The organism is Amycolatopsis sp. PSD-21 (assembly GCF_055561455.1).
Map to the genome: position 1 here is coordinate 1,897,235 of NZ_CM145712.1, position 23,900 is coordinate 1,921,134.

A 23,900-nucleotide genomic window follows, 5' to 3' on the forward strand; every position below is an offset into this window, starting at 1 on the left:
CGCCGGGAAGGACGCGACAGTTGTCCACAAGAGAGGGAACACGATGACGAGTGCGGAGAGGCAGGCTCCCGTAGGCGCGGCGCCGGCAGGCCTCCAACTGCCGGGCATCGTGCTGGGCGTGGGGCTCGGCGGGTTCGTCGACGGCATCCTGTTGCACCAGCTGCTGCAATGGCATCATATGCTGACCAGCACGAACACCGACAATATCGGAGTAGAGTACTACGATCCCGAAACGGTGTCGGGCCTGGAGATGAACACCGTCTGGGATGGCGTCTTCCACACCGTGTGCTGGCTCGCCGTCCTGCTGGGCTTGGCTATCCTGTACTCCCGGGTCACCCACAACCGCCGCCAGGTGTGGACTTCCCGCGTGCTGTGGGGCTGGATCCTGGCGGGCTGGGGCATCTTCAATCTCGTCGAAGGTGTCCTGGACCACCACATCCTGGGGATCCATCACGTTCACGGCGGCCCTCATCAGCTGTGGTGGGACCTCGGCTTCCTCGTCATGGGCGCGTTCCTGCTCGTCGGCGGCTACCTGCTCCAGCGCAGTGGCCGACCCGTCGACCCCCACGCTGTCAGCGGTGGGCAGGCAGGACGACATGACTGATGGGCCACGACCCGCATCCACCTGATTATGGCGCAACCAGCAGTGCCATCCAGCTGCTGCTGGTCACGCTCACGCTCCTCGTCTGTGCCGGGGTCTATCTTTACCTGGCACGGCGTGCCCGCGTGAGCAACCCGGTGCAGGGCTGGAGCCGGTGGCGCACGGCCAGTTTCCTCACCGGGCTCTTCCTGCTGGCCGTGGCGCTGCTGCCGCCGGTCGCGGCATGGGCCCACACTGACTTCCGTGGCCACATGGCGCAGCACCTGCTCATTGGAATGTATGCCCCACTCGCCCTGGTGCTTGGTGCACCTGTCACCGTGCTGCTGCGGGCCCTGCCCACGCTCCGCGGACGCCAACTGACCGCCATCCTGCACAGCCGCCCGGCCCATCTCCTGGCCCACCCGGCAACCGCCCTGATGTTGTCCACCGGCAGCCTCGCGGTGCTGTACTTCACGCCGCTCTACACCGCGATGACGAGTCAGCCGACCGGTCACTGGCTGCTGCACGCCCACTTCCTCTTCGCTGGCTACCTGTTCGCCTACGCCATCGCCGGCCCCGACCCCGCGCCCGCGCGGCCCGGTGTCCGCACCCGGCTGGTCTACCTCGGCTGCGCCATCGCGCTGCACGCCGTGATCTCGCAGTTGATGTACGGGGGCTTCTGGATCAACATTCACGCCCCGATCGTCGAGGTCCGGGGAGGCGCCGAGATCATGTACTACGGCGGCGACATCGCCGAACTCCTCCTCGCCGCTGCCCTCGTCGCCACCTGGCGCCCCGAACGGCACCCCGCCCCACCGCGGACAGGCCCAGGCCGCTTGGTCACCAGCCTGAGTCGTGGCCTCAGTGGTCGTCCGCGCGAGCGCGCGGGGCCGGCCGGTGTGGGCGGAGCAGGCGGAGGTGTTCGGTGTCACCGAGCAGGTCCAGGCGCCGGTGCAGGAGTGGATTGTCGGTGGACTGGCTACGGTGGCAGGCGATGGCTTGATGGTGGCGTGTCCGGGAGACGGGCAGGGTGAGGTCGACCAAGTCAGGCGGTGAGCCAACCAGGGGGCTGCCGAACTCCGGGTTGAGCTGGTCGGCGACCTGGGCCGGTAACGTCCAGCCGAGGACGGGCAGACCCAGATGGTCGGCGGTGGCCAGGGCAGCTTCGGTGGCACGGACGTGGTCGGGGTGGGACGTCACGCCGGTGGTGTCGAACGCCAGCAGGTAGGTCGGTCTCACCTCGGCGGCCAGCGACTCGACGTGACCGGCGAGTTCGTCCACGGACACGTCGGTCAGGCCTCCGTCGGGGTAGTCCAGCAGGACGCTGCGCTTGACACCGAGTACTGTGGCCGCCGCGTCCAGCTCGTCGGCCCGTAATGCGCCCAGATCGGCGTGCTCTCCGCCCAGGGTGGAGGCCTCACCGTGGGTGAAACACAGCACCGTCACCGACGTTCCCGCAGTGGCCAAGTGGTCGAGCACCGCGCCAAGTCCGAACGATTCGTCGTCCGGGTGCGCGACCACCGCGAGCACGGTGTCTGCCGCGTCGAGCAGGTCACGGGCCTGCTCTTCCCTGCTTCTTGCTTGCGCATCCTGTCCCATACCACCGTTGTACGCCCGGGGGTATGTCGCCGCCAGCTGAACGACCGCGCGGTCGATACGTGGAATGCCAGCCACTGCGAGACTGTTATAATACCCAGGGGGGTATGAGAAGGAGGTGCATGATGGCAACAATCGAGCTGGCTAATGACACTTTTGACGAGGTCATCAGCGCGGATGGCATGGTGCTGGTGGATTTCTGGGCGGCGTGGTGCGGGCCGTGCCGACAGTTCGCGCCGGTGTTCGAGCGCGCATCCGAGCGTCACGAGGATGTCCGGTTCGGCAAAGTGGACACTGAGGCGCAGCCGGAACTGGCGGCGCGGTTCGGTATCTCCTCGATTCCCACCTTGATAGTCGCGCGTGATGGCGTGGTGCTGTATGCGCAGCCCGGTGCGCTGCCGGAGAGTGCGCTCGAGGACCTGATCGGGAAGGCCCGCGAGGTCGATATGGGCCAGGTTCGGCAAGAACTCGCCGAACAGTGACCGTGATGATCCGATCGCGATCGTCAGCGCGGACGCCGAGTACCCGAATCCCGTGGAGCGGGGCCTGCGACCAGACAACGTCTGAGCTGAAGATTGTGAGACGAGGAGAAGCAAGATGGTAGACATCATCGCACTCGACACGCCCACGCTGGGCGACCGTAGCTACCTAGTCACCGATGGCGACGTGGCGTTCGTGGTGGACCCGCAGCGCGACATCGACCGATTCCTCACGCTCGCCCAGCAGCGGGGTGTGTGTGTCACCGACGTGTTCGAAACGCACATTCACAACGACTACGTGACCGGAGGGTTGGCACTGGCGCAGGCCACCGGAGCGGCCTACCACGTCAACGCGGCTGACACCGTGTCCTTCGATCGCCAGCCGATCAGTGACGGCGACGAGGTACAGATCGGCCCGGCGATGCGGGTACGCGCCTTGACCACCCCAGGCCATACCTTCACGCATCTGTCCTATGTGCTGGAAACCCCCGGCCGCCCACCGGCGGTGTTCACCGGCGGCTCGCTGCTCTACGGCTCGACCGGGCGGCCGGATCTGCTGGGGACCGTGCACACCGAAGAACTCGCGCACGCGCAGTACGGCTCGGCACGGAGGTTGGCCACCGAACTCCCCGACGATGCGGAAATCTACCCCACCCACGGGTTCGGCAGCTTCTGCTCGGCCACTCAGGCACAGGGCGAGCAATCCACCATCGGCCAGGAAAAGCAGACCAACCCCGCCCTGACACAGGACGAGCAGGACTACGTCCACTCCCTGCTGCAGGGCCTGGACGACTACCCGGCCTACTACACCCACATGATGCCGCTCAACACTGCTGGGCCACAGGCGCCGGATCTGTCCCCGCCGGAGCAGGCCGACGCCCCCGAGTTGCGCCGACGCCTCGAGTCCGGTGAATGGGTGGTGGACCTGCGCACCCGGACCGCGTTCGCGGCCGGCCACGTTCCCGGCACCCTCAACTTCGGCGCCGACGGCAACTTCGTCACCTACCTCGGCTGGCTGATCCCCTGGGGCACCCCGTTGACACTGTTGGGCGACACCGCCGAGCAGGTCGCCGAGGCGCAGCGTGAACTGGTGCGCATCGGCCTCGACCGCATCGAAGCCGCGGCCACCGGCGACCCGCACGAGTGGTCCGGCGACACGCCCCTGGAGTCGTTGGCTGTCGCGGACTTCGCCGACCTGGCCACAGTGCTCCACCACCGTCCGGTCGTGGTCCTCGACGTGCGCCGCAACCAGGAATGGGCCACCGGTCACCTGGACGGCGCCGTCCACATCCCGCTGCACGACCTACTCGACCGGCTTACCGACGTCCCCCCCGGCGAGGTATGGGTGCACTGCCGCTCCGGCTACCGTGCCTCCATCGCCGCCTCCATCCTGGCCGCCGCCGGCCGCCATGTCGTCGTGATTGACGACGACATTGACCAGGCTGCCGCAACCGGCGCCCCTTTCCGTGCCGCTGCCCAGCACAGTGCGGTGACGCGCTAACGGCGTTAGCCACTGGCATTGGCCGTGACCAGCGCGACCGAGTACAGCATGACACCGTTAAAGCAACCCACACGTCAAGGAAGATCATCATGGATTACGCCCGGACGATCACGCTCGATCTACCGTATGAACAGGCCGTGCCGACGGTGAAGGAGGCGTTTCAGGAGCAGGGGTTCGGTATGCTCACCGAGATCGATGTGCAGGCCACGCTGAAGACCAAGCTCGACGCCGATATGGAGCCGTACGTCATCCTCGGCGCGTGCAATCCCCAACTCGCGCACCGCGCCCTCGACATCGACCGGCAAATCGGACTGCTGCTGCCCTGCAACGTCGTGGTCCGCGCCGACGGGGACAACCAGACCGTGGTCCAGGCCCTCGATCCCCAGGTCATGGTCACCGTGCCCGAACTCGACCAACTTCAGCCCATCGCCGACGAAGCCGGACAACGCATCAACACCGCCCTCGACGCTCTGACCCACCGCAGCGTTTAGCGGTGCCTCGGACCGTGAAACCCGCAGAGGCGACGCAAGCACGGGCGACTGGAGTGTGACGACCATGATGGACGGTTCCATGATGGGCTGGTTCTGGCTCTGGCCAGTACTCCTGCTGATCGGACTAGCCCTGCTGGCCTACCTGATCTACCGGCTCATGCAGGACCGACACGGCGGTGCCCAAGAGGGCACCTCCTCCGCGCACCGGATCCTCGACGAGCGATATGCCCGCGGCGAGATCGACGAGCAGGAGTACCGCAGCCGACGAACCGACCTGAACTGAGCCAATCAATCAACCGACACCAGCCATTGTGCTGCCGTCAAGGACAGCCGGAACGTGGAGTATGACCATGAAACCTCCCAGATTTCCGTTGATGCCACTACTGCCCATGGGGATGATTGCTGCCCTCGTCGTCCCCAACGTGCTAGTACTTCGGAGGCTTCGCGCTCTCGAAATCCGCTTGCCCGATCTGGCGCAGTAGCGGTACCGAAACCCAGGCACCCTGTGCTTGTTAACCCGGCGTCACCGTAGCCAAAACCCCGGGCTGAATTACATTGGCTCGCACGCCGTGTCTTGCAGACGACGCTGATGTCCACGAATTACGGCGGCCGGTGTCTCGGACCGGGACCTCCCCCGTCAGCTCGCGCTACGATTGATGGTCGGAACGCCCCAGCAGTGAGGCGCCTACTCGTGCCATCCCTCGTTCGAGCAAGCCGAGTACGGCAATGGTTTGAGCAGGCCTGCGAAGGGAAACCCGGTGGACCAGCAATCAGTAGGCGATAGAGGAGACGTCATGATGCCCCGCACGCTGCGCTCAGCTGCTCTGTCGATCGGCGCCACCGCCCTCGCTGCCGCTCTCACCATAGGGAGTGTCTCCCCAGCAGCCGCTGCGTCGGAGAACCGTGGTGCAGGTGCTGACCGCTGCCCACCGGGATTGGCCCAGGCAATGCAGGAGATGATGGACAGCTCAGCCATGCAGCAGCTCATGCAGAATGCCAAGGACAACCCTGCCTTGGCGCAGGCGATGCGGCAAATGATGAACTCTCCCGGTATGGCGCAGCTCATGCGGGATTGCGGAATGCGCCCCATGTGACCCGCCTGCTGCTGTGCACCGAGACATCCAAGGAGAGGTTGGACCGCCTGCGGTGCGATCGCGATCGCCTTACCAGAAACCGGCTCTCCTGCTGTCGGGCCAGTTCCCCAGCATGGTCTTCGAACACTTGCGGGTCGGACCACGAAGTTCATGCCCGAATCCAGCATCAGATGCGCCACGTCCGGTAGATCGACCTGTCGCGCGACAACTCCCGTTGCATCTCGAAGCCATCGGCGGGGCCGGGTCAACCGCAACAATTCATCTTCGATGCCGAGGTCGAGTTCGAGTTCGAGCAAGAACGCGATCGGGTAGCCGTCTTCGTGCCGACGCGCCGTAAGCATCGGGGCGGACCATGCCGCCGAAGAGCCGGCCGCAGCGCAGCTCGGACCACCACGCGGTCAGTCGTCCGCGGGCGGCGCCGGGCTGTCGGCTGAGTGCGACGAACCGCTGGAAGCGGTCGACGACGCGCCCCTTGAACAGGTCGAGCAGGCGGTGGTTGGCCGCACGCATGGTCGGGTGGCAGAGCTCGACGACCTGCTGCACGTTGACAAGTAGGAGGTGGACCAGCGCTCACCCCCGGTGCGGGCGAGCCGGCCACGCCGGAAATTCCGTTCGCGTTACGGACCCTGACGGGTTGTGCGGCGGGCTAGGTCGGCGGCGTAGGCGGCGCCAGACCTATTGGCCTGGTGGGCCCAGTATGTGGCGGTGTTGATGTGGATGCCGAGCAGCTTGCTGAGCACGACTGGTGGCAGCTGGCTGGCGAGGTCCATGAGGACAGTGCTGCGTGCGGAGCCGGGCCCCGGATACCCAGTGGGTGAAGTCTGGTCATGAGGCGGGCGGCGCTGATCGGCCGTCCCGGAGCGCCTCCGGGAAACAGCCAACGGATGGTTGGTCGGTGTGGCCGAGGACGGCGTGCCCGCGCCGGTCGTCGGCGAATTGGCACACGAGACCGTCCAGCGGACTGGGCAAGTCCACTGGCTCGGCGCCCAGCACGATCCGAGTTTCGCCATCCTCATGGACGATCTGGTCACGTCTCAGTCGGGCTAGTTTGGACAATGGCTGCCCGAACAGAAGCAGAAGCAGGCCAGGCCCGAAGCGATCTTGCACGGCGACGCTGTTCTCGTGCAAGAGGCGGCGGACCAGAGCCACTTCAGTAGCACCGACCCCATCGCGACGTCGAGCAGGAGGACGGCGAGCCGCCAGACTACGTCGCAACGGTGACCGACCGCACGCTGCATCCGATCGCCGTGCTGTGCCTGCTGGAATGCTACGAGTACCAGGCCAGCGGCACGATCGTCGGGCACCAAGCGAGGCGCACGATTGGACACGTCGCTTACGCGAGACGGTGCTGACCCGGCTGCCCGCCGAGGCCAAAGCGACCGTACGCCATGGCACCGACTATGTCCCGGCCTACCGGCTTCTAGCTGCCTACACCGAGACACCCTGGGGCATCGCGGAACTCGACCAGATCCCCGAAGTCGGCGACGGCGTCATCGAGGTCCCGGTGATCCAGAAAGGACTGCGCGCGGAGGTCCTGACCGGCCCGATCCACTGCCCCAACAAGGGCCTGTCCTACCGCGTCCGCCACGTCACCATCCTCGGTGTTGGGGAAGACCGGACGCTGCCAGCCTTCGCCCCGATCTCCGAACCCTCCGACGACGCGCCGAGCGTCTACCTGTTGTTCCAGTACGGCCGCTACGTCGTGCGCCCGGCAGACGCTCCGCCCGGCAAGTGGTTCATGGCCTCCGGCGCTCACCTCCACACGGGTGATGGGCGCTGGCGCGAGCTGATCGGGCACTGACTGCCCATCCCGCTGCACGACCGCACCGAGCCCTAGCCGGACCAGCGCCAACCGCAGCTGTGGAGTCCACCGACCCGAGCAAGCCCTGCCCATCGAGGAGTTGAACCATGCCTTCACACGACGAACTGCACGCCCGGCTGTTCCTTCTGCGCGCGGCCGAACCACCCGCGCCCGCCCTTCACCACTACGTCGCCGTCCACGGGCCGGTCGACGCCGTCGCGCAGATTCGGCGCGGCACCGCCCCCGCCGCCGTGCTCAGCGAGGTCACCCGGCCTGACGCTCGGATCGACGACGACCTGCGGGCACTCGACAACTGCACGGCCCGCCTGCTCAAGCCCGAAGACGGCGACTGGCCGCTCGGAAGGCGGATCGGCCTAGCCGGCCTCGGCGTTCCGCTCGCGCTTTGGGTGCGCGGCAGCGGTTCGTTGGCCGAGCTCACCAGCCTCGCCGTCACCATCACGGGCGCCCGCGCGTCGACGGAGTGCGGAAACACAGTCGCGGGGGACGTCAGTTACAAACTCGCCCGTGCCGGGGTGACCGTCCTCAGCGGCGGCAGCCTCGGCGTTGACGAAGCAGCGCACCGCGGCGCACTGGCCGCAGACGGCAGGACGGTCGTCGTGCTCGCCAACGGGGTTGACCGGACCCATCCGCACCAGCACGCCCGGCTCTACCAGGCGGTGATCGAGCAGGGCGGGTTGCTGGTCAGCGAGTACCCGATCGGCACACGACCGACCCGCATCCGGTTCCACGCGCGGTGCCGGCTGTTGGCTGCTCTCGCCGCGGCGACCGTCATCGTCGAGGCAGGACAGCGCAGCGGTGCCCTCGCCGTGGCCCGTGCCGCTGGAGAACTCGGCCGCCGGGTCTACGGCGTGCCGGGCTCGATCCACTTCGTGACGTCGAAGGGCGTGAACGAGTTGCTGCGCACCGGCGCCGCCACCGTGGCCAGTTCGGTCGAGCACATCAACTACCAGGAGGGAGTGCGATGACCGGCCCGGACGCCTTCCTGACCGCACTGACCGCCCTCGACCTGCCGCCCGAGTGGCAGGTCGAGGTGGCCATCCGTCCACGACGGCGCAAGACCGGCATTCAGGTCAATCCGGAGGCGGCGCCGTGCTGATCCCACCGACGGCCACCCCGGAGCAGGTTGCGCGGTTTGTCGGCAGCCATCGTCGATGGATCCGCCGAGAAGGTCGAGAGAGCCACGCGGTTGGCCCCGGATCACGCGGTAAAGGAGCTCGTCGACGGCGAGGAGTTCGACCTGCTCGGCCAGCGTTACCGGCTCCAGCTCGTCGACGCCTCGCCCGCGGGCACCGCACAGCTGCCTCTGACCACGTCCGACGGCGTCTTGTCCGCGCGGAGGCAGCGGCCAGAGCTGGTCCGCCGGGCAGTGATCGGGCTGTACCAGCAGGTCGGGCTCGCTTGGTTGCGCCGCGAAGGGCGCCACTACGAACTGGACGGCCACATCGCCGGCCTGAGCTACGCCGTGCGCGACCTCGGACGGCGCCCGTTAGGGCATCTACGAGGGGCCGCCGAAGCAAACGACGACGCTGCACTGGGCCGTGTTCGGCCTGCCGATGCGGCTCATCGAGTACGTGCTCGTCCACGAACAGGCGCACGCCACCCAGCCAAACGGACGCGCGCCCACGGCCGCGCATGACAACGGCGGATGTACCTCTGGATGCCGGACTGGCAGCAGCGCCGAACGGAACTCGCCGAGGTCGGCCGTCACGCTTGGCTCGGCGATTGAAACCGCAGGGCAAGAGGGGCGCATTGGCACAATCTGGTGGGTCCCGCGCCGGACGCAGTGCGAACAGCCAGGTCCGGCGCGAAACCCACCAGATGTCGAACTGGAGTGTTGTCCTCTACAGCGTGATACAACATGGAGTGCGGGTCGACACGATCTGCACCACGAGCGACCTGGAAGGAGGCAGGAAGTGGACAAGGAACAGCACTTCGAGCTGCTTCGGGAAAGTGCTGCCGAGGTCAAGGAACTCCAGGATCGGCTCCAGAGCGTCCGTGATCAAGAAGCAGCGCTTCAGGCCCAGCGGGTCACGACACTCGACGAGCTCAAGAAGGCCCGTGACGTGCGGTTCGATCGCATGACCGCGGCCATCGAGGACAAGGTCCCGAAAGCGCAGGTCGCCCGCGCCCTGGGCATGGACCGGACCAACCTGTACAAGCTGCTCGAAGGCAAGGAAACCGAACAAGACACCACGGCCGGCTGACGTCCGCGCTATCGCCGAACCGCTGGCGACCACGCTCAGGCGCCGGCCCCAACGCATGGAGGATGGGTGTATCTACAGCGGGTGGCTGTGCGCGGGTTCCGAGCTGCCGGCGACGAGGAGATCGTCTGCGAGTTTCCCGGACGCTTCTCGCTGTTGGTCGGGGCGAATAACGCTGGCAAGAGCACGGTGGCGGACGCGTTGTACCTGGCGCACCCGCACAGCTTCCCGCAGATCTCTCGACCCACTGTCGCCACCCTCGCCACCGCCCCGCCCCGCCAGATCGACATCTCGTACGCATTCAGCGCCGAGGCGGACGAGGGCCCGGTCGGGCAGATGTTGCAGAACCTCGCGATGCCGGCACCGACTTGGACCCGTCAGCTCGAACGGAACCTTGGCCGCGTCCGCGCGAAGACCGTTGGTTCGGAACCTGAAGAGTTCGACGCGCTGCGGCTCATCTACCTGCCGGCGTACCGCAACCCGCTCGACGAGTTGGCCCGCCGGGAGGCGCAGGTCCTGATCGAGTTGTTCCGCGCGGAGCAACAAGCCCGCAGCGGCCATCGAAACTTGGCTGACCTCCGCTCCCGCGCGAGGAGACTGCTCGATGCCCTCACTAAGACCGGCCTCATCGAGGCCGTCGAGCAGCGCGTCCGCGGTCACCTCACCGCGCTGTCGTCCGGAGTCAGCCACCAGTTCGCATTCGTCGGGGGGCAGGTTGTCGACGACGCGTACCTCGCCAGGGTGCTGGAGTTGCTCCTGGGCGCTATCGACGACCGAGCTTTCGCCCAGCGACTCGAAGTATCTGGCCTGGGATATGTCAACCTGCTGCACATCGCCGTCACCCTCGCCGCCATTCCGGACATGACCAAGTCCGCCGAGGCTCCAGAGGGAGGGGACGCGGGAGCTGACGAGGACGGAGCCGATGCGGGCGCTCAGGAAGGAGCAGATGAACTCACTGAAGCAGAACGGGACGCCCAACGCGAAGCTGAGGCGGAATCGCGAGAAGACGCGTTCTTCCCTGATCGGTTTCACGTCACGGTCGTTATCGAGGAGCCCGAGGCGCACCTGCACCCGCAACTGCAACACGGCCTGACCCGGTACCTGCGGCAAATCACCTCCGCACGGCCGGAGCTTCAGACGATCATCAGCAGTCACGCAGGCGACATCATCTCGGCGTGCAAGCCGGATGAACTGGTCGTGCTGCGGCGGCTGCAGGACGGACGACGCGCCTCGCGCGTCATGGCCACCATGCCCATTCACGACAAGAAGCGAACCTTGCGGATGGCACGGCTGCACCTTGACACGACCCGGTCGTCCGCGCTCTTCGCGGAGCGCATGATCATCACCGAAGGCGTCACCGAGGGGGCGGTACTACGGCAGTTCGGCCGCTTCTGGGCCGGACCCGACGACCTCAAGCGCCGGTTCATCGAGGCGCTCACGATCACCGTGATGGGCTGCAAGCCAGGCCGCTGGCCAGTCGACCTTCTGGCGGCACCTGGGCACGAGATTGCCAGCCGCATCGCCATATTCACCGACACCGATAAGCGGCCTCCCGAGACCTTCACCCAACCCCAATGGCTCAGCAAAAGCGATCCCCAGAACGTGCAGGGCTTCTACAACCAGCCGACGCTCGAACCAGCCTTCACCCCCGGCAACGAGGAAGCCGTGCGCGAAGCCCTGACACAGATCAGCGTCACGCCACCTGAACCCTTCACTCCCGACGCCATCGACACCCTTTTCGCCACCACAGGCAAGAAGCGCAAGGCCGAGTTCGCGCTCGCCTTCGCAGACGAACTCATGCGCCGCAGCGAAGACGGCGAACATGTCACGGTGCCTGAACACGTGGCAAAGATGTTCGATTTCCTCTACGCCGCCGCAAAGGACGACGATGCCGACCCGATCGCCGCTGACCTCTGAACAGCGCGCCGCCGCGACGACCACGGCGAACCGCGCGTTCATCGTGGCAGCACCAGGATCAGGGAAAACCACCGTTGCCGCAGAGCGATTTGGCGTGATCCGGTACGACACTCCCACCGATCTTCGCAGGATCCTGGCGCTCAGCTTCACCAGATCGGCGCGCGGTGAACTCGCTGCTCGAATCCGTCGCCGCTGGGGTAGCGGAGCGCTCTCCTGGCCCCACCAAGCCCTCACGCTCGACACACTGCACTGCGAAATCCTGGCGTTTCTCCTGCGACGGCAGGTCATCTCCTGGATGGGCGACCATACGGAACTAACCGTTCTGGACACGTGGAGAGGGCAGACCGGGGCCCGCTGGATGTCGAAAGAGATGGACTACCGGCGGATCGCCGTGCTGCACGGGACCACGGTCGGATCGCATGGCGTCAAGATCACGAGGCCCGACTACAACATCGGCGCCAAGAGACACTTCGAGGAGCACCTGGCGGCTGGACGATGTACGCACACCGAAGTGCGTCAGATCATCGCCGCTGTTCTTCGACGCGCCGAACTGCGCATGGAGGTAGCCAAGTACCTTACCGCTACCACGAAAGCGATCATCGTCGACGAGGTGTTCGATGCAAACGAGCTCGATCTCGAACTCGTTCGTCTCGCGGCGTCCGCCAGAATCAGTACCACTGTGATCGGTGATCCTTGGCAGGCGCTGTACGACTTCCGTGGTGCCCGTCCAGAGCTCGTTCCCCAACTTGTGGAACACGAGGGGTTCGAATCTTTCCCCGTCTCGGCGTCTTTCCGCTTCGAGACACCGGCGATGATCGGCATCGCCGAGTTGGCGCGAGCACACCGACCGATCGCTCTCGACGTGACCAACGACGCCACCGAATGCAACGTAGTTCTCGCGCACAGGTGGGACAACCTCTGGACAGGCCCCGACTGCATCCTGCCTTTGTCATTCGGCCGATTGGACAACCAAACTGATGCCGCGATCGCGCTTCTGCTGGACCGGCTCGTGCAGGGACACTTCGGACACGCTGCAATCTACGCCGACGAAGCAGCAGCGCTGCTCGGTCTTGAGCCAGACATAGTCCGCGCTGAAGGAGCCCTCCTTGGAGCAGTACTTGAAACACTCCGACCGGCAACCACGCAAGCGGCTACGGCAGCGATCACAGCACTCAGGGCGGTACTTCGCCTACTTGGAAGCCCTCGCCAACTCCGTCGCATGCCAGAAGCCGGGGAGGCTGTCCAACTAGACCGGCTACTCGCCTTGGCACGCCGCATGAACCAGCCACATGTGGTCGCCGGAATGACAGTGCACCAAGCAAAGGGACGTGAATGGCCAGTTGTCGGCCTGCGACTCGCTGATGTCGAGGTGGCCAGGCTGACGGCAGGGCTGAAACAGGAACGTTTTGACGATCGCGTCCTGTACGTTGCTCTAACCCGTGCTGCAAAGAAAGTCGTCCGCTGCTGACGAGCACCGATTCTTCTGCTACAAGCGCGAATCGACCGTGGGCCGCGAGGCCGCCAGATAGTCATCCCCGTTCCAGCGGTAGTTGCTGACCTGGACCGGCTCGCCGAACGTCGGGGCGTGCACCATCTTCCCTGCACCGATGTACAGGCCGACGTGGTGGACGTTGCCGGTTGTGCCGTAGAAGACCAGGTCGCCGGGAAGCAGCGGTTGGCCGGCGGGCACCAGTGGACCCGCGTTGTACTGAGTCTGCGCGGTACGAGGCAGGTTGATGCCGGCGGCGTTGTAGGCAGCTTTGGTGAGGCCAGAGCAGTCGAAGCCGGCATGGCCGCCGGCTGGTCCGTTGCCACCCCATACGTAGGGCAGGCCGAGTTGGCCGCAGGCGAAGTTGATTGCCATGATCGCGGCGGGGTTGGGTGCCTGGATCTTGTTGCAGTCGCCGGTTCCGACGGTGGCGGTGCCGTACCGTTTTGCCTGAGCCAGAACGCCGTTGACGTACTCCTCGTCATGGTTGTAGGCGAAGAGCGCCTTGCGGATGTCTTTCTGTGCGCCGGAATCGCACAGGTAAAACGCGGCGGCGTAGATGGCGTCGTGCGGGTTGTAGCGGGAGGGCGGGTTCGAGCCACCGGGCGGGATCGTGTGGCGTGCAATCACACCGTCGAAGGTGGGCTTGAGGAACTGCATGGGGCCGCCGGCCCCCATGTAGTTCTCGCCTTCCGTGATGCCGTCGCCGGATCCGCGGCCGTGCTTGGATTCGGCGTCGCCGATCGCGGCGAGGATCGTCCAGTCCAGCCCTGGGCACACGGAGGCTGCGGCTCGGTAGAGCGACAGGTAGTCGTTGGGGATCTCGGCGACCGCGGCCTGGCTCGGCTCGGTGCCACCGGTACCGAACAGCGCACTGACGATGGCTTTGCCGACACCCCCGATGAGGATGGGGATAGCGATGATGGCCGCGACAGCGGCAACGGCGATCTTCATGGAGTCACCTTCCGGAAGTGGCTGGTGGGTAGGGGTGGTGGGTGCGGGTCCGGCGCGGCCAGGTCCGCGGGCGCCTGCTGCGCTTGAGCCGATGTCGAGGACTGGACAGCGGTGGGCGGTGCGACGTGGGGCCAGAACCGCGCGAGCTCGACGAGCCGCAGTCGACCCGGCCGTCGCGACGCCGGACCGGAGATCGGCAACCACCGCGCGACGGCGGGGTTGTCCTCGCCAGCCACGCCAGCGACATCTGCGGCGCTGGTGGCTACGGGCACGAGCGCTGGCCGGTCCAACTGGGACAGGGCGTCGGCGAGCGCCGTGAGCACGTTGGTCTCGCGGCGGTTGGTGGGCAGCCACACCAGGACGGGTGTGGTGATTCCTGTTGCGATGGCGAGCTTTTCGTAACCGTGGAGCTTGCGGGCGAGCTTGCCGAGGTCCTCGGTGCCGAAGTCGAATTCGAGGAAGAACTCGATCTGGTGGCCGTCTTCGCGCCAACGGCCGTAGGCGTCGGGGCGGACCATGTCGCCGAAGAGCCGGCCGCAGCGAAGCTCGGACCACCACGCGGTCAGGCGGCCGCGGGCACCTGGCCGTCGGCTGAGTGCAACGAGGCTGGTGAAAACGCCGTTGACGCCCACGGTGTGTGCGAGGCGCAGGGAGTGGGCGATGCCGATGGCGTCTTCGTGGCGGTAGCCCAGTTGCTTGGGGTCGAGACCATCCTCGTAGGCGAGGGCGACCGAGCCGGCGATGTCGAGCACGTAGTGCATCGGTGCGGTGCCGGAGCTGACGAACGGCTGAAAGCGGTCGACGACGCGCCACTTGAACAGGTTGAGCAGGCGGTGGTTGGCCGCGCGCATGGTCGGGTAGCAGAGTTCGACGATCTGCTGGGTGGTGAAGACCTTGTGCTCGTGCAGCATCCGAGCAAGCCAGCGGTCCCGGAGGGTGAGCCGTCCGGCGAGCTGGGCGTGGTGCTCCCCGGTGGTGGCCGCCCGTGGCGTGGGGCGTTGGGGCATGTGCCCGCGCAATGCCCTCTGAGGCGTGGGATTCGAAATCATGGGTCGGCACCTCCCAGTCGTTGGGCCGGAATGGGGGAAGGTGAAGGCAACGCATGCGGGATCACCGGAGCGGAACGGGCGCGATAGGTGAGCCCACATGCGTTGCGGGAGAACAAGGCCCGACAGGTCAGACCGCGCGGCGGGGGTCTACAGTGGGCTGACCGGGGCGGCCCGTTGCGTTGTCGGCGTTGGTGACGGGCGGGCGGGTATTGACCCTGGCTGCTTTGCGGATTGCCTTGGCGCGTCCGGGAATCGCGGGCGGGAGCTTCTCGGTAACCGCGGTGAACGGCGGCGCTTCCTCGCCGCCCAGGACTAGCCGAGCGGCGACGTGGTACACGCCGAGATTGGACAGGTCGTGATCGCTCAGCCGCGGCATGGTGTGCCGGGCCAGCCGCTTGGCGTCCTCGGGCGAGGCGTTGAAGAAGATCTTGCTGCGCGCGTTGGTGCTGACGCCCTCTTCGAGCTCCTTCGGTAGCTGTCCGAGGTACTGGTGTGCCAACGCCATGGAGAGTCGGTAGCCGCGGGCCTCGGCGAGCATGTCCTCCAATGGATAGGCCAGGTTCAGGAAGTTGTGGCACTCGTCCACGTACAGCCCGCAGTCGCGGCGTTGGCGCTGCGGGACGCGAGCTCGGCGAGTCGCGGCCTGCCAGGTGCGGGCCACGACGATGGAACCGACCAGCCGCGCGGTTTCCATCCCTAGCGCGTCGCGAGCGATGCGCACCAGGCAGATCCCACCGGTGTTGAGCACCTCATCCATGTCCATAGTGGACGTTCCACCGGCGATGGCGGCGCGGACGAACGGGCGCAGCAGGAAGCCGCGGATTTTGTTCATCAGCGGCGCGATCACTTGTGCGCGGCTGGCTTCGGACAGGTCGTCGTACCAGGACCAGAAGCCCTTGAGGACCTCGTCATCGATCTGGTCGCAGGCCCGTTGCCGGAACGCCGGCACGGTCAACAGCTTGGGCAGGTCGACCAGCGTCGGGGTACCGGGCATCGCGGTCAGGGTGAGCAGCCCGGCGCGCAGGATGTCGTCGGTGCGCGGCCCCCACGACGAGGCGTAGATCCGGGAGAAGATCGAGACCAGGTTGTCGACCGCGCGGGCCTTATCCGCTCCCTCCAACGGGTTGAGCACCGGCGGGCGGGCGCGGGAGTCGGCGTCGAACAGCACGACCTTCTCGCCGAGCTCCTCGGGCAGGCGCATCAGGATGTCCGACACGAGGTCGCCCTTCGGATCGACCACGACGACACCTCGGCCGGCCTCGGCGTCGGCCAGGATCATCCGGGCCATCAGCTCCGACTTGCCGCTACCGGTGGCGCCGAGGATGTGCAGGTGGTGGCGGGCGTCGGCGACGTGCAGGCCGACCGGGCGGGAGTGCCCGGAGTCCGACAGCCCCAGGGGCTTGATCTGCTCCCCGGCCGTGGCGATACCCGGCGGGGGCGGCACGGCCTTCGCGCCGGCCCGCTGCAGGCCGGGGGTGGACTCGTCGATCGGCAGGTGCGCGATTGCGGCCAGCTCGAGGATCGAGAGCAGGTCGCCCTTGCCCAGGCGGCGTTCGGCCAGCACGGCGACCGGATCTCGACGGATCCGAACCCGGCGGTAGTAGTTGTGCTCGGAGTAGGCGGCGAACGCCGAGGCGATCGCGTGCCCGCGACCCCGCAGCACCTCCCGCACCGCCTGAACCTCGCCCGACGTGGCGTCCTCGGGCACGGTGGTGGCCACGGCGTAGCAAATACGGGTCTCGAATTGGTTCGCCCGCAGCTTCTCGACCACAGCACGGTCCTGGGCGGCGTACTCCAGGCTGGTCTGCCGATCCAGGCCCGGCGTCCGCGTGCTGGTCGACGACTTCGGGGTCTTGCCCGGCGTGATGACGTCGAGCAGCCGGCCGACCAGATGAACCGACCCGCCCGCGTGCACCCGCCGGGCGGCGCGGCGGGCTTTGGTCACTCGGTGGCCGGCGACCGGGCGGGCGAGGATCTGCACGCATGCCCGGTCGTGCGGGCCGAGCCCGACCGGTGCGCCGAGCATCGCGCGAATCGGGTCGGCCGGGTGCTCGGTGCGGATCGGCAGTGCTTCCGAGCGCGCCAGCCGCAGCTCGCCACCGACCGCCTCGACCCGCCGACCCGCTGCCGTCGTGGTCGGGATCGGGGGCTTGGCGGGGGTGGTGCGGGTGTGCGCGCCGGGCCAGGCGGCCTCGATCGCGCGCTCGACCATGCCGGGCGGCACCAGGCCCGGCACCCACAGCCGGATCTGCACGCCGTCGTCGGTGAATGTCAGCTCGAAGCTCAGGTGCGGCTGCCCGCCGAAGCGACGCCGCCACCCCGGCCGCAGCAATCCGACGAGGTTGGACCACACCGTGATCGCCCCGGACGGGTCGACCGTCGGCGGCGCGAGCACGGTGATCAGGCGAGCATCGATCATCAGGCGCTGGTGGTAGCGGCGGCGCCACCGACGGCGCGCGACGACCGCGGCGGTGACAGCGACCGCGAGCACCGGCCCGACGATCGGGCCCCAGGTCAGGGCGAGGTCGCGCAGGTGCGCCAGCACGTTCTGGAACGCGCCGAGCGGGTCACGCAGGTAGTCGCCGACCGGTGAGGCGAGCACGTCCGCGGTCTGCTCAATATGCGGTGGGATGAGGGCGGACAGGGGTGTGGCGGTGATTGGCCAGGACATCGGGGACCTCCCCACGCAAAGCGGTCGACGGGACGGATGCGAGCTGCGGTCAAGCCGCCCACGGCTGGTCAGCCGGCTCGGCCGTGGGCTGCTGGCTGTGGTCGGGGCGGGTGTTGTCGACGACGAGCCGCAGGTGCCGGCGGCCTCGGCGGGCGGCGCGGTCGGCGTCGACCTCGGCTTGCCACGCGGAGAACCGGCGCCCGGCCAGCCGCTTGAGGTAGGCGGGAATGCGGTTGGCCGGCACCCCGACCAGCCGCGGGCCCAGGACCGCGAGCAGGTCGCTGGCTTCCTGCGAGGCCCAGCCCGCCTCGGCGATCGCAGGCTCGTCGGGAAACACATCTGCGATCCGGTCGACGGCGGGATTCAACGCGGCATCCTGTGTCCCGCCATACGAGTAGACCCACAGAAAATTCGGCGGCGGGCCAGGCTCGACGAGCGTCCGGAATCGGGACACCTCTTTGGTGTAGGCGTAGAAATTCGTGTCGGGTCGAGTCCGGCAAATATCCAGCCATGCCTGAAGGTAGGCGTCGGAGAAGAAATCGCCGCTGTCGTGAATTCTGATCCAGGCGCCCCGGAACTTGGCCGCGCCGAGTTCCGCGACCATGGCGGCCTGCCAGCCGGCCAGGTCGTCCAGGACGTACATCAGGTTCGCCTGGTGCTTGGCGCGGACGACCGGCCAGGTGTAGGTGCCGTGCCGGGCGTAGCACGCCTGCGCGCAGATTCCGGCCGACGGACAGGTGTTGTAAGTGCGACCGTCAGCCAAGCGGCCGGCCCAGGCCGGCAGCGACCAGTTCCACACGCCAATCTGGCGCATCTCGCTGTTTTGCGTGAGCAGCCGCGTGGGCCGGTTAACGGTGGCGGAAATGGGCAATGACGTAGACATGGGTATCCCCTGGGTGCGATTCGGTGTATACGGATTGATTCCTGCGATTAGGCGGCGTCGAGTTCGATCTGCGACGCGTTGCCATCGTCGAACGAGTCCGCGATTCCCGCGGTGTCGTCCGCGCCGAGTTCGACGAAGGAGTTCTCGATTCCCGACGAGGTGTCGGAATACCCGGCGATTTCGGCGGGGTCAGTCGTGACCAATTGATGCTCGACCGGTGAGGCGATGGACTGGAATGCCACGCGCTGCGTCCCGGTCGACAGGAGGCCCTGGCCACGGTCCGCGGAGAGCAGGAACTGGCGCTCACCCATAGACAGGTCGAAGGTGCGGGTGATCTCGTCGATCGCCTGGGAGGCTTGCCGCAGCAGGATCTGCGTCGCGGCGTTGGCCACCACTGCCTTACCCAGATCCGAGCCCAGGACGTCCGCGGTGTCCTGGGTGGCCACCGTGAGACCGGCCCACTGTTTCCGGGACGCCTTAGCCATCCGGAACAAGAACTCCGCGCCCGCGGGCTCCTTCATCAACAGCCACGCCTCGTCGACCACGACCAGCCTGGGCTTGCGGATGGCCGGGTTAGAGACCTGCCGCCACACCGCGTCGAGCGTCAGCAACGTGCCGATCGGCTTGAGCTCGTCGGCGAGATCCCGCAGCGAGAACACCACCAGGTGTCCCTCCGGACGGGTCGACGTCGGGCCGGAGAACAGCCCCGAGAACGCGCCGGTGACATACGGGTGCAGCCGCGCCGCGAGTTCCACCCCGGCGGGGTCACCGGTCCCGGCGAGGACCTCGGCGAGGTCGGCCAGCAGCGGCGCCGGGCGGGTCCAGGTCCGCGGATCCGAGGTGATCCCCACGCGCTGGTAGGTCGCGGTGATAGCCCGGTCCAGTGCCGCACGTTCGGTCGCTTCGAGCTCACTGCCCAGCAGCACCGAGATCACCGTGTGCAGGAACAACGACCGGCGGATCAGCGCGTTGCGCGGTGCAGTGCGGCGCCCGTCCGGGCGGGTGTGGATCGGCAAGTCCATCGGGTTCAACCGGACCTGCTCGGCACCGAGGTGCACATACGTTCCGCCGACCGCGGCGGCCAGCCGGGCGTACTCGTCCTCCGGGTCGATGACGTGGATCTCGATCCCGCGATACAACGACCGCAACAACTCCAGCTTCACCAGGTAGCTCTTGCCCGCGCCGGAGCGGCCGAGGATCACCGAGTTGTGGTTGTCCAGGGCGAACCGGTCATGGTGGACCAACCCCTGGCTTCCGACGTTGAAGCCGTAGAGCACGCCGCTCGGTGCGCCGACCGAGGTCGGGTCGGGCGGTGGCAGGTCCGGTGAGGTGAACGGGAACGCCGCAGACAGCGCGCTGGTGTCGAACGTGCGGCGCATGCCGACGAGGTCCAGACCCATGGGCAGGCTGGTGATCCAGCCCTGCATGCTGCGGTACGTGGTCGGTTTGCAGTCCAGCAGCAGCGACGCCGCCAACGACCGGATCGCGGCGACCTCGTCGCTGAGGGCCTCCTCGGTGGGAGCGTGCACGGTCAGGTACAGCCCGAGCCGGTAAAGCTTGCCCTCGCCACGGGCGACCCGTGCGGACAAGTCGTAGGCATCCTCGGTGGCGGCTTCGACGTGCGGGTCGACCAGCCGGCCCTTCTCACTGGTGTGCCGGCGACCGCTTTCGAGCTTCGACAGCTGCTTCTTGAGACGGTTGGCCGCGGTGACCGGGTCGATCGGCTCGATGTGCAGCGAGACGTCGACCCGTCCGGGGTAAGTCAGCAGCGGCTGAAGCCACCCGTTGTGCACTTCGCGCGGGTAGCCGACGACGGCGAAGCTCGCGACCCATTCGCCACCGACTTCCAGCGCACGAGGACGGACGGAGATGGCGTCCGGAGTGAACGCGCTGGCCCGCCCGAGCGGCGGCTGCACGCTCTGGGCCTTCCGGCCGCGGCGCTTGTCCTTGGTCTTCATCAGCGGTACCTCCCCGCGGAGTTGACGTAGTCGTCGGGGTCCTCGGCGGTGTCGTCGAAGCCGTCATCCCAGGCGTCCTCGGCCTCGCCGAACTCGTCGTCGGTGGGGAACGCGGCGCGGCCGAACGCGCCTGCGTCCCAGCCGTCGTCCGGGGCGGTGGTGATGACCTCGTCCGAGGCGGCGAGACCGGAGTTCGGCGGGATCACGCTGTCGGGGTTGCAGGCCGCGGCGAGCACCGCGGTGGCCTGTCCGGCGTCCAGCGGGGTGACCACGATCCCCGAGGGGGACAGCAGCTCGACCGCCTCGCTGAGCCGGCGGACCAGCCGGGCTTCGGCGGCCCGCCGGGTGGCGTCGTCGACCAGGGCGGCCTGCTTGGCGGCCCTGCGTTTCGCGGTCAACGCGGCCAGTGGCGAGGCGCTGCCGAGTCCGTCGGTCGGGCCCGTGGTGAGCAGCGGTTCGCGCAGGATCAGCAGCACTTGGCGGCGCAGCAGGTCGGTGGCGCGGCCGAGTTGGTCGAGGTACTCGGCGTGCTCGCGCGCCGCCTGTTCCAGCGCCGGGTGCGGCAGGCCGCCGGCCTGTTCGCGGAGCTCGGCGATCTGCCCGGACAGGTCCAGTCGTTCCGCGCGGATGAGCACCTGCACGGGTGCGGTCAGCGAGTGCAGATACCGCCCGAAGGAGGCGACGAGGGACTCCTGCTCGCCCGGGGTGCGCAGCCCGAAGTTGATCGTCGAGCAGACCGCGACGACGGCGACCCCGTCCTTGCAGAGGTCGATGACGCCGGTATCGGTGACCGCTTCGGCGGGCAGCCGCAGCGCGGCCGGCGAGACCGTCGACGCCGCGGCGTCCCCGCCGTCCTTCCCCTGGGCGCGGCTCTTGCTGCTGGTATTCGTGACCTGTCTGCCCAGCCACTCGGGGGCCGGGCGGATGCCTTCCGGCGCGGCCACTCGGTGCTGCGGGCTCATCCGCTGCCGCAGCGCCGCCAGCACCAACCGGTCGAGGGTGATGCCGTCGCGCTGGCCGAGCGCGAGGAACGCGGCGGTCACCCCGATCGGGATGGCGACGATGAGGAACGCCACCAGCGGCACGAACTCGCGGGTGATCGTGTACGTCCCGTACAGCACAATCCCAGTGATGGCGAGGATGAGCAGCTGCCGCGCCGTCAGCGGACCGATCACCCGGTCCTCGCGATCGACGTCGGCAGGAATCCGGACGGGCTGACTCATTTCCCTTCACCTCTTGGAGCGGGTTTCGGCGTGCGGAACAGCGCCGGCGGAACGGACTGGGTGCGCCGGTAGGCGTCGCCGATGCGCGGCTCGGGCTGTGCCTGCCGGAACACCGGCGCGGCAGGCGCGGACGCCGACGTGGGTGGCGACGACGGCTGCGGTGCCGGCGGCGTGGCGGGTCGGAACTGCAACTGCGGGGGCACAGACGCGGTGCGGATCGGGCGGGCCGGCGGCGGGGTGGCGCCGCGTCGACGCGGCCCACCGGCTGCTTGGAACTGGGGCGCCGATCCCGGCCGCTGCCCTCGCCGCGGCGGTGAGATCGGCGTGGCGGGCCTGGGTGCGGAACTGAACTCAGGAGGCATGGCTGGTCCCTGGTTTGCCGGGGTGACGGCGGGGTCGTGGGTGGTGTCTTGGGGTGAGGGCTGCAGGAACTGCGGCGTCTGCGAGGGCAGCCGCGACCGGCGGGCCGCGCGGACGCGCTCGGCGTCCTGGGCCGCCTTGAGCCGCTTGTTGACCATCTCCGGGGTGGGCGCAAGGCGCGCCTGAGCAGGCCACGGCGAATTTGCCGACCCGCCACCGCGACCCCCACCACCTCCGCCGCCGCTCTTCGCCCCGACCGCGCCGCCGACCTTGCCCAGTGCGCCGGTCTTCCCGGCGACCATGCCGAAGGTCTTCGCCGCGATGTAGGCCTTCGCCAGCCCTCCGAGGAACGACCGGCCAGAGCTGACTTTGGCGGCCGATAACAACCAGAACGGGATCTTGAACAGGATGAAGAACAAGGCGATCGCGGCGACCAGCGTGCCGAGCGCGGACAGCGTCGAGCCGAACAGATGCACGCCGCCGGACAGGAACGTGCGCACTGCGGTGATCAGCACCAGCGCTTGAGCGACCTGGATCGCCAGCGTCGCGGTGATCGCCTTCCACCACCAGCGGGCCAGCGGGTCGGTGTGCGGCAGGGCGTGGAACATCAGGAACAAGGGGCCCGAGATGATCAAGACGAGGGTGATGACGATCCGGACCACGTAGACGACCAGCAGGCCCAGGCCCACCACGACGAGCACCAGGCCGACCAGGATGATGAACAGTCCGCCGGTCTGGATGCCGGCGACGGCGTCCTTGAGGGTGTTGCCCAGCGAGGGCGCGTTGACCCCGTCGCCGAGGATGCCCAGGGTCAGGCCGTTGGCCAGTCGGATGAGCTTGTCGGCGAAAAACAAGCTCAATGCCGAGGCCATGAACGCGATCGGGATCCGGGGCCCGATCTCCTTGATCGAGTAGCGCGCCTGGACGCTCTCGTGGCCCATCACGACGATGCCGCCGAGGAGGATGAGCAGGCCGTAGGCAGCGACCACGAGCTCCCACGAGTTGTTCCAGAGTTCGCCGATGCCGGGTAGGTCGCTGATCGTCGGTGTGGACAGCGCGGTGTGCCCGATCAGTTCCAGGATCGGCGAGAGCGCAGCTTCGACGATGCTGCGGAACGCCGAGTTGATGGCCTCGGTGATGCAGGCACCGATGTCGGTGATCCCGCAGTCCGAGTCGCTGACACCGTTGCCGCTGCCGGGCTGCTGCGGGCCACTTGTCGGTGGCGGCGTGGTCGGCTGCGGGATGCAGTCCTCACCCGTGCACGGCGTGCTTGGCGGCGCCGTCGATGGGCTGGGCGCGCTCGGCATTGGGAGTGTGGGCTGTGTCGGTGTGGGAGGCGGGGCACAGGGGATCGGCCGCGGCTCAGGCCCCAAGCAAGGATCCGGGTTCGGTGTGGTCGGCTGCGCCGAGGCGCTGACCGCGAGGACCCCGACCAGGAGCACGACGACGCTCAGCGCCAGCATCCAGCCCGCGTACCAGCGCCAGTGCCGACCAGCCGGCGGCCGGTCGGCGCTGGCGTCGGAGACCGGGGAGAGCATCGCTCGGTCCCCGTCGATTCGTCCGGCGGCAGCGGTCGCGACCGGTCCGCCGGACCGGCGGTACGGGCGAACCGTGGGCGGGGTGCCGGCCATC

24 protein-coding genes and 1 pseudogene are annotated in these 23,900 nt (G+C 67.7%); 16 read left to right on the top strand and 9 right to left on the bottom strand.

What is annotated here, in order from left to right:
• The first annotated feature begins 43 nt into the window (after nucleotides 1–43).
• Nucleotides 44–604: a DUF2243 domain-containing protein gene (locus ACZ1DY_RS09375; RefSeq protein ID WP_043830831.1), complete on the top strand. Its 561-nt coding sequence runs from the start codon at nucleotides 44–46 to the stop codon at nucleotides 602–604.
• Nucleotides 604–1,362 (top strand): annotated as a pseudogene (locus ACZ1DY_RS09380) (cytochrome c oxidase assembly protein); the annotation flags it as partial. The gene ACZ1DY_RS09375 and the pseudogene ACZ1DY_RS09380, both read left to right, overlap by 1 nt.
• 79 nt (nucleotides 1,363–1,441) lie before the next feature.
• Here the strand turns inward: ACZ1DY_RS09380 and ACZ1DY_RS09385 are convergent.
• A complete protein-coding gene (locus tag ACZ1DY_RS09385) occupies nucleotides 1,442–2,179 on the bottom strand; it encodes a PIG-L deacetylase family protein (RefSeq protein ID WP_051171991.1) in 738 nt (245 codons plus the stop codon).
• A gap of 122 nt (nucleotides 2,180–2,301) precedes the next feature.
• Here ACZ1DY_RS09385 and trxA point away from each other — a divergent pair, with 122 nt between their 5' ends.
• The 5 genes from trxA to ACZ1DY_RS09410 all read left to right on the top strand — a co-directional run bounded on the left by trxA (nucleotide 2,302) and on the right by ACZ1DY_RS09410 (nucleotide 5,741).
• Complete coding sequence (gene trxA / locus ACZ1DY_RS09390) at nucleotides 2,302–2,658, top strand: thioredoxin (protein WP_043830913.1); 357 nt, start codon at nucleotides 2,302–2,304, stop codon at nucleotides 2,656–2,658.
• A gap of 115 nt (nucleotides 2,659–2,773) precedes the next feature.
• The gene (locus ACZ1DY_RS09395) at nucleotides 2,774–4,156 is read left to right on the top strand and encodes an MBL fold metallo-hydrolase (RefSeq protein WP_043830829.1); all 1,383 of its coding nucleotides are present in this window, start codon (nucleotides 2,774–2,776) and stop codon (nucleotides 4,154–4,156) included.
• Nucleotides 4,157–4,245: 89 nt separating this feature from the next.
• Complete coding sequence (locus tag ACZ1DY_RS09400; protein ID WP_043830827.1) at nucleotides 4,246–4,647, top strand: DUF302 domain-containing protein; 402 nt, start codon at nucleotides 4,246–4,248, stop codon at nucleotides 4,645–4,647.
• Between the two features lie 64 nt (nucleotides 4,648–4,711).
• Nucleotides 4,712–4,930: an SHOCT domain-containing protein gene (locus tag ACZ1DY_RS09405; RefSeq protein WP_043830825.1), complete on the top strand. Its 219-nt coding sequence runs from the start codon at nucleotides 4,712–4,714 to the stop codon at nucleotides 4,928–4,930.
• Between the two features lie 511 nt (nucleotides 4,931–5,441).
• Nucleotides 5,442–5,741, top strand: coding sequence for a hypothetical protein (locus tag ACZ1DY_RS09410; protein ID WP_137095937.1), 300 nt, complete (start codon nucleotides 5,442–5,444; stop codon nucleotides 5,739–5,741).
• 258 nt (nucleotides 5,742–5,999) lie between these two features.
• Here the strand turns inward: ACZ1DY_RS09410 and ACZ1DY_RS09415 are convergent, their stop codons facing one another.
• Nucleotides 6,000–6,284 (bottom strand): hypothetical protein, encoded by a 285-nt coding sequence (locus ACZ1DY_RS09415; RefSeq protein WP_143101991.1) that lies wholly within the window; start codon nucleotides 6,282–6,284, stop codon nucleotides 6,000–6,002.
• Between the two features lie 354 nt (nucleotides 6,285–6,638).
• Here ACZ1DY_RS09415 and ACZ1DY_RS09420 point away from each other — a divergent pair, with 354 nt between their 5' ends.
• From ACZ1DY_RS09420 to ACZ1DY_RS09460, 9 genes are all read left to right on the top strand, one after another.
• Nucleotides 6,639–6,788 (top strand): hypothetical protein, encoded by a 150-nt coding sequence (locus tag ACZ1DY_RS09420; protein WP_157376277.1) that lies wholly within the window; start codon nucleotides 6,639–6,641, stop codon nucleotides 6,786–6,788.
• A 170-nt stretch (nucleotides 6,789–6,958) separates the two neighbouring features.
• Nucleotides 6,959–7,093: a hypothetical protein gene (locus ACZ1DY_RS09425; protein ID WP_267284186.1), complete on the top strand. Its 135-nt coding sequence runs from the start codon at nucleotides 6,959–6,961 to the stop codon at nucleotides 7,091–7,093.
• Entirely contained in the window at nucleotides 7,087–7,542 is a 456-nt protein-coding gene (locus tag ACZ1DY_RS09430) for a hypothetical protein (RefSeq protein WP_043830822.1), read from the top strand. The genes ACZ1DY_RS09425 and ACZ1DY_RS09430 overlap by 7 nt, the downstream gene beginning before the upstream one ends.
• A gap of 107 nt (nucleotides 7,543–7,649) precedes the next feature.
• Nucleotides 7,650–8,528 carry a DNA-processing protein DprA gene (locus ACZ1DY_RS09435; RefSeq protein ID WP_051171989.1) on the top strand — a complete coding sequence of 293 codons (879 nt, stop codon included), beginning with the start codon at nucleotides 7,650–7,652 and terminating at the stop codon, nucleotides 8,526–8,528.
• Nucleotides 8,525–8,659, top strand: coding sequence for a hypothetical protein (locus ACZ1DY_RS09440; RefSeq protein ID WP_264082894.1), 135 nt, complete (start codon nucleotides 8,525–8,527; stop codon nucleotides 8,657–8,659). Before ACZ1DY_RS09435 ends, ACZ1DY_RS09440 begins: the two co-directional genes overlap by 4 nt.
• Before the next feature lie 36 nt (nucleotides 8,660–8,695).
• A complete protein-coding gene (locus ACZ1DY_RS09445; RefSeq protein WP_072029960.1) occupies nucleotides 8,696–9,199 on the top strand; it encodes a SprT family zinc-dependent metalloprotease in 504 nt (167 codons plus the stop codon).
• A gap of 277 nt (nucleotides 9,200–9,476) precedes the next feature.
• Nucleotides 9,477–9,767 (top strand): hypothetical protein, encoded by a 291-nt coding sequence (locus tag ACZ1DY_RS09450; protein WP_043830820.1) that lies wholly within the window; start codon nucleotides 9,477–9,479, stop codon nucleotides 9,765–9,767.
• 66 nt (nucleotides 9,768–9,833) lie between these two features.
• Nucleotides 9,834–11,681: an ATP-dependent nuclease gene (locus tag ACZ1DY_RS09455; RefSeq protein WP_076153525.1), complete on the top strand. Its 1,848-nt coding sequence runs from the start codon at nucleotides 9,834–9,836 to the stop codon at nucleotides 11,679–11,681.
• Entirely contained in the window at nucleotides 11,653–13,149 is a 1,497-nt protein-coding gene (locus tag ACZ1DY_RS09460; RefSeq protein WP_076153523.1) for a UvrD-helicase domain-containing protein, read from the top strand. The genes ACZ1DY_RS09455 and ACZ1DY_RS09460 overlap by 29 nt, the downstream gene beginning before the upstream one ends.
• 18 nt (nucleotides 13,150–13,167) lie before the next feature.
• Here ACZ1DY_RS09460 and ACZ1DY_RS09465 read toward each other — a convergent pair whose 3' ends face one another.
• The 7 genes from ACZ1DY_RS09465 to ACZ1DY_RS09495 all read right to left on the bottom strand — a co-directional run bounded on the left by ACZ1DY_RS09465 (nucleotide 13,168) and on the right by ACZ1DY_RS09495 (nucleotide 23,899).
• Nucleotides 13,168–14,124 (bottom strand): C40 family peptidase, encoded by a 957-nt coding sequence (locus ACZ1DY_RS09465; RefSeq protein ID WP_043830815.1) that lies wholly within the window; start codon nucleotides 14,122–14,124, stop codon nucleotides 13,168–13,170.
• On the bottom strand, nucleotides 14,121–15,173 hold the full coding sequence (locus ACZ1DY_RS09470; RefSeq protein ID WP_043830813.1) for a replication-relaxation family protein: 1,053 nt from the start codon (nucleotides 15,171–15,173) through the stop codon (nucleotides 14,121–14,123). The genes ACZ1DY_RS09465 and ACZ1DY_RS09470 overlap by 4 nt, the downstream gene beginning before the upstream one ends.
• 127 nt (nucleotides 15,174–15,300) lie before the next feature.
• Complete coding sequence (locus tag ACZ1DY_RS09475; protein ID WP_106961254.1) at nucleotides 15,301–17,844, bottom strand: helicase HerA domain-containing protein; 2,544 nt, start codon at nucleotides 17,842–17,844, stop codon at nucleotides 15,301–15,303.
• A gap of 49 nt (nucleotides 17,845–17,893) precedes the next feature.
• Complete coding sequence (locus tag ACZ1DY_RS09480) at nucleotides 17,894–18,727, bottom strand: GP88 family protein (RefSeq protein WP_043830811.1); 834 nt, start codon at nucleotides 18,725–18,727, stop codon at nucleotides 17,894–17,896.
• Between the two features lie 47 nt (nucleotides 18,728–18,774).
• Nucleotides 18,775–20,685: a VirB4 family type IV secretion system protein gene (locus ACZ1DY_RS09485; RefSeq protein WP_043830809.1), complete on the bottom strand. Its 1,911-nt coding sequence runs from the start codon at nucleotides 20,683–20,685 to the stop codon at nucleotides 18,775–18,777.
• Complete coding sequence (locus tag ACZ1DY_RS09490; RefSeq protein WP_043830806.1) at nucleotides 20,685–21,908, bottom strand: PrgI family protein; 1,224 nt, start codon at nucleotides 21,906–21,908, stop codon at nucleotides 20,685–20,687. Before ACZ1DY_RS09490 ends, ACZ1DY_RS09485 begins: the two co-directional genes overlap by 1 nt.
• Complete coding sequence (locus ACZ1DY_RS09495; protein WP_043830804.1) at nucleotides 21,905–23,899, bottom strand: TrbL/VirB6 family protein; 1,995 nt, start codon at nucleotides 23,897–23,899, stop codon at nucleotides 21,905–21,907. Before ACZ1DY_RS09495 ends, ACZ1DY_RS09490 begins: the two co-directional genes overlap by 4 nt.
• Nucleotide 23,900 lies beyond the last annotated feature (1 nt).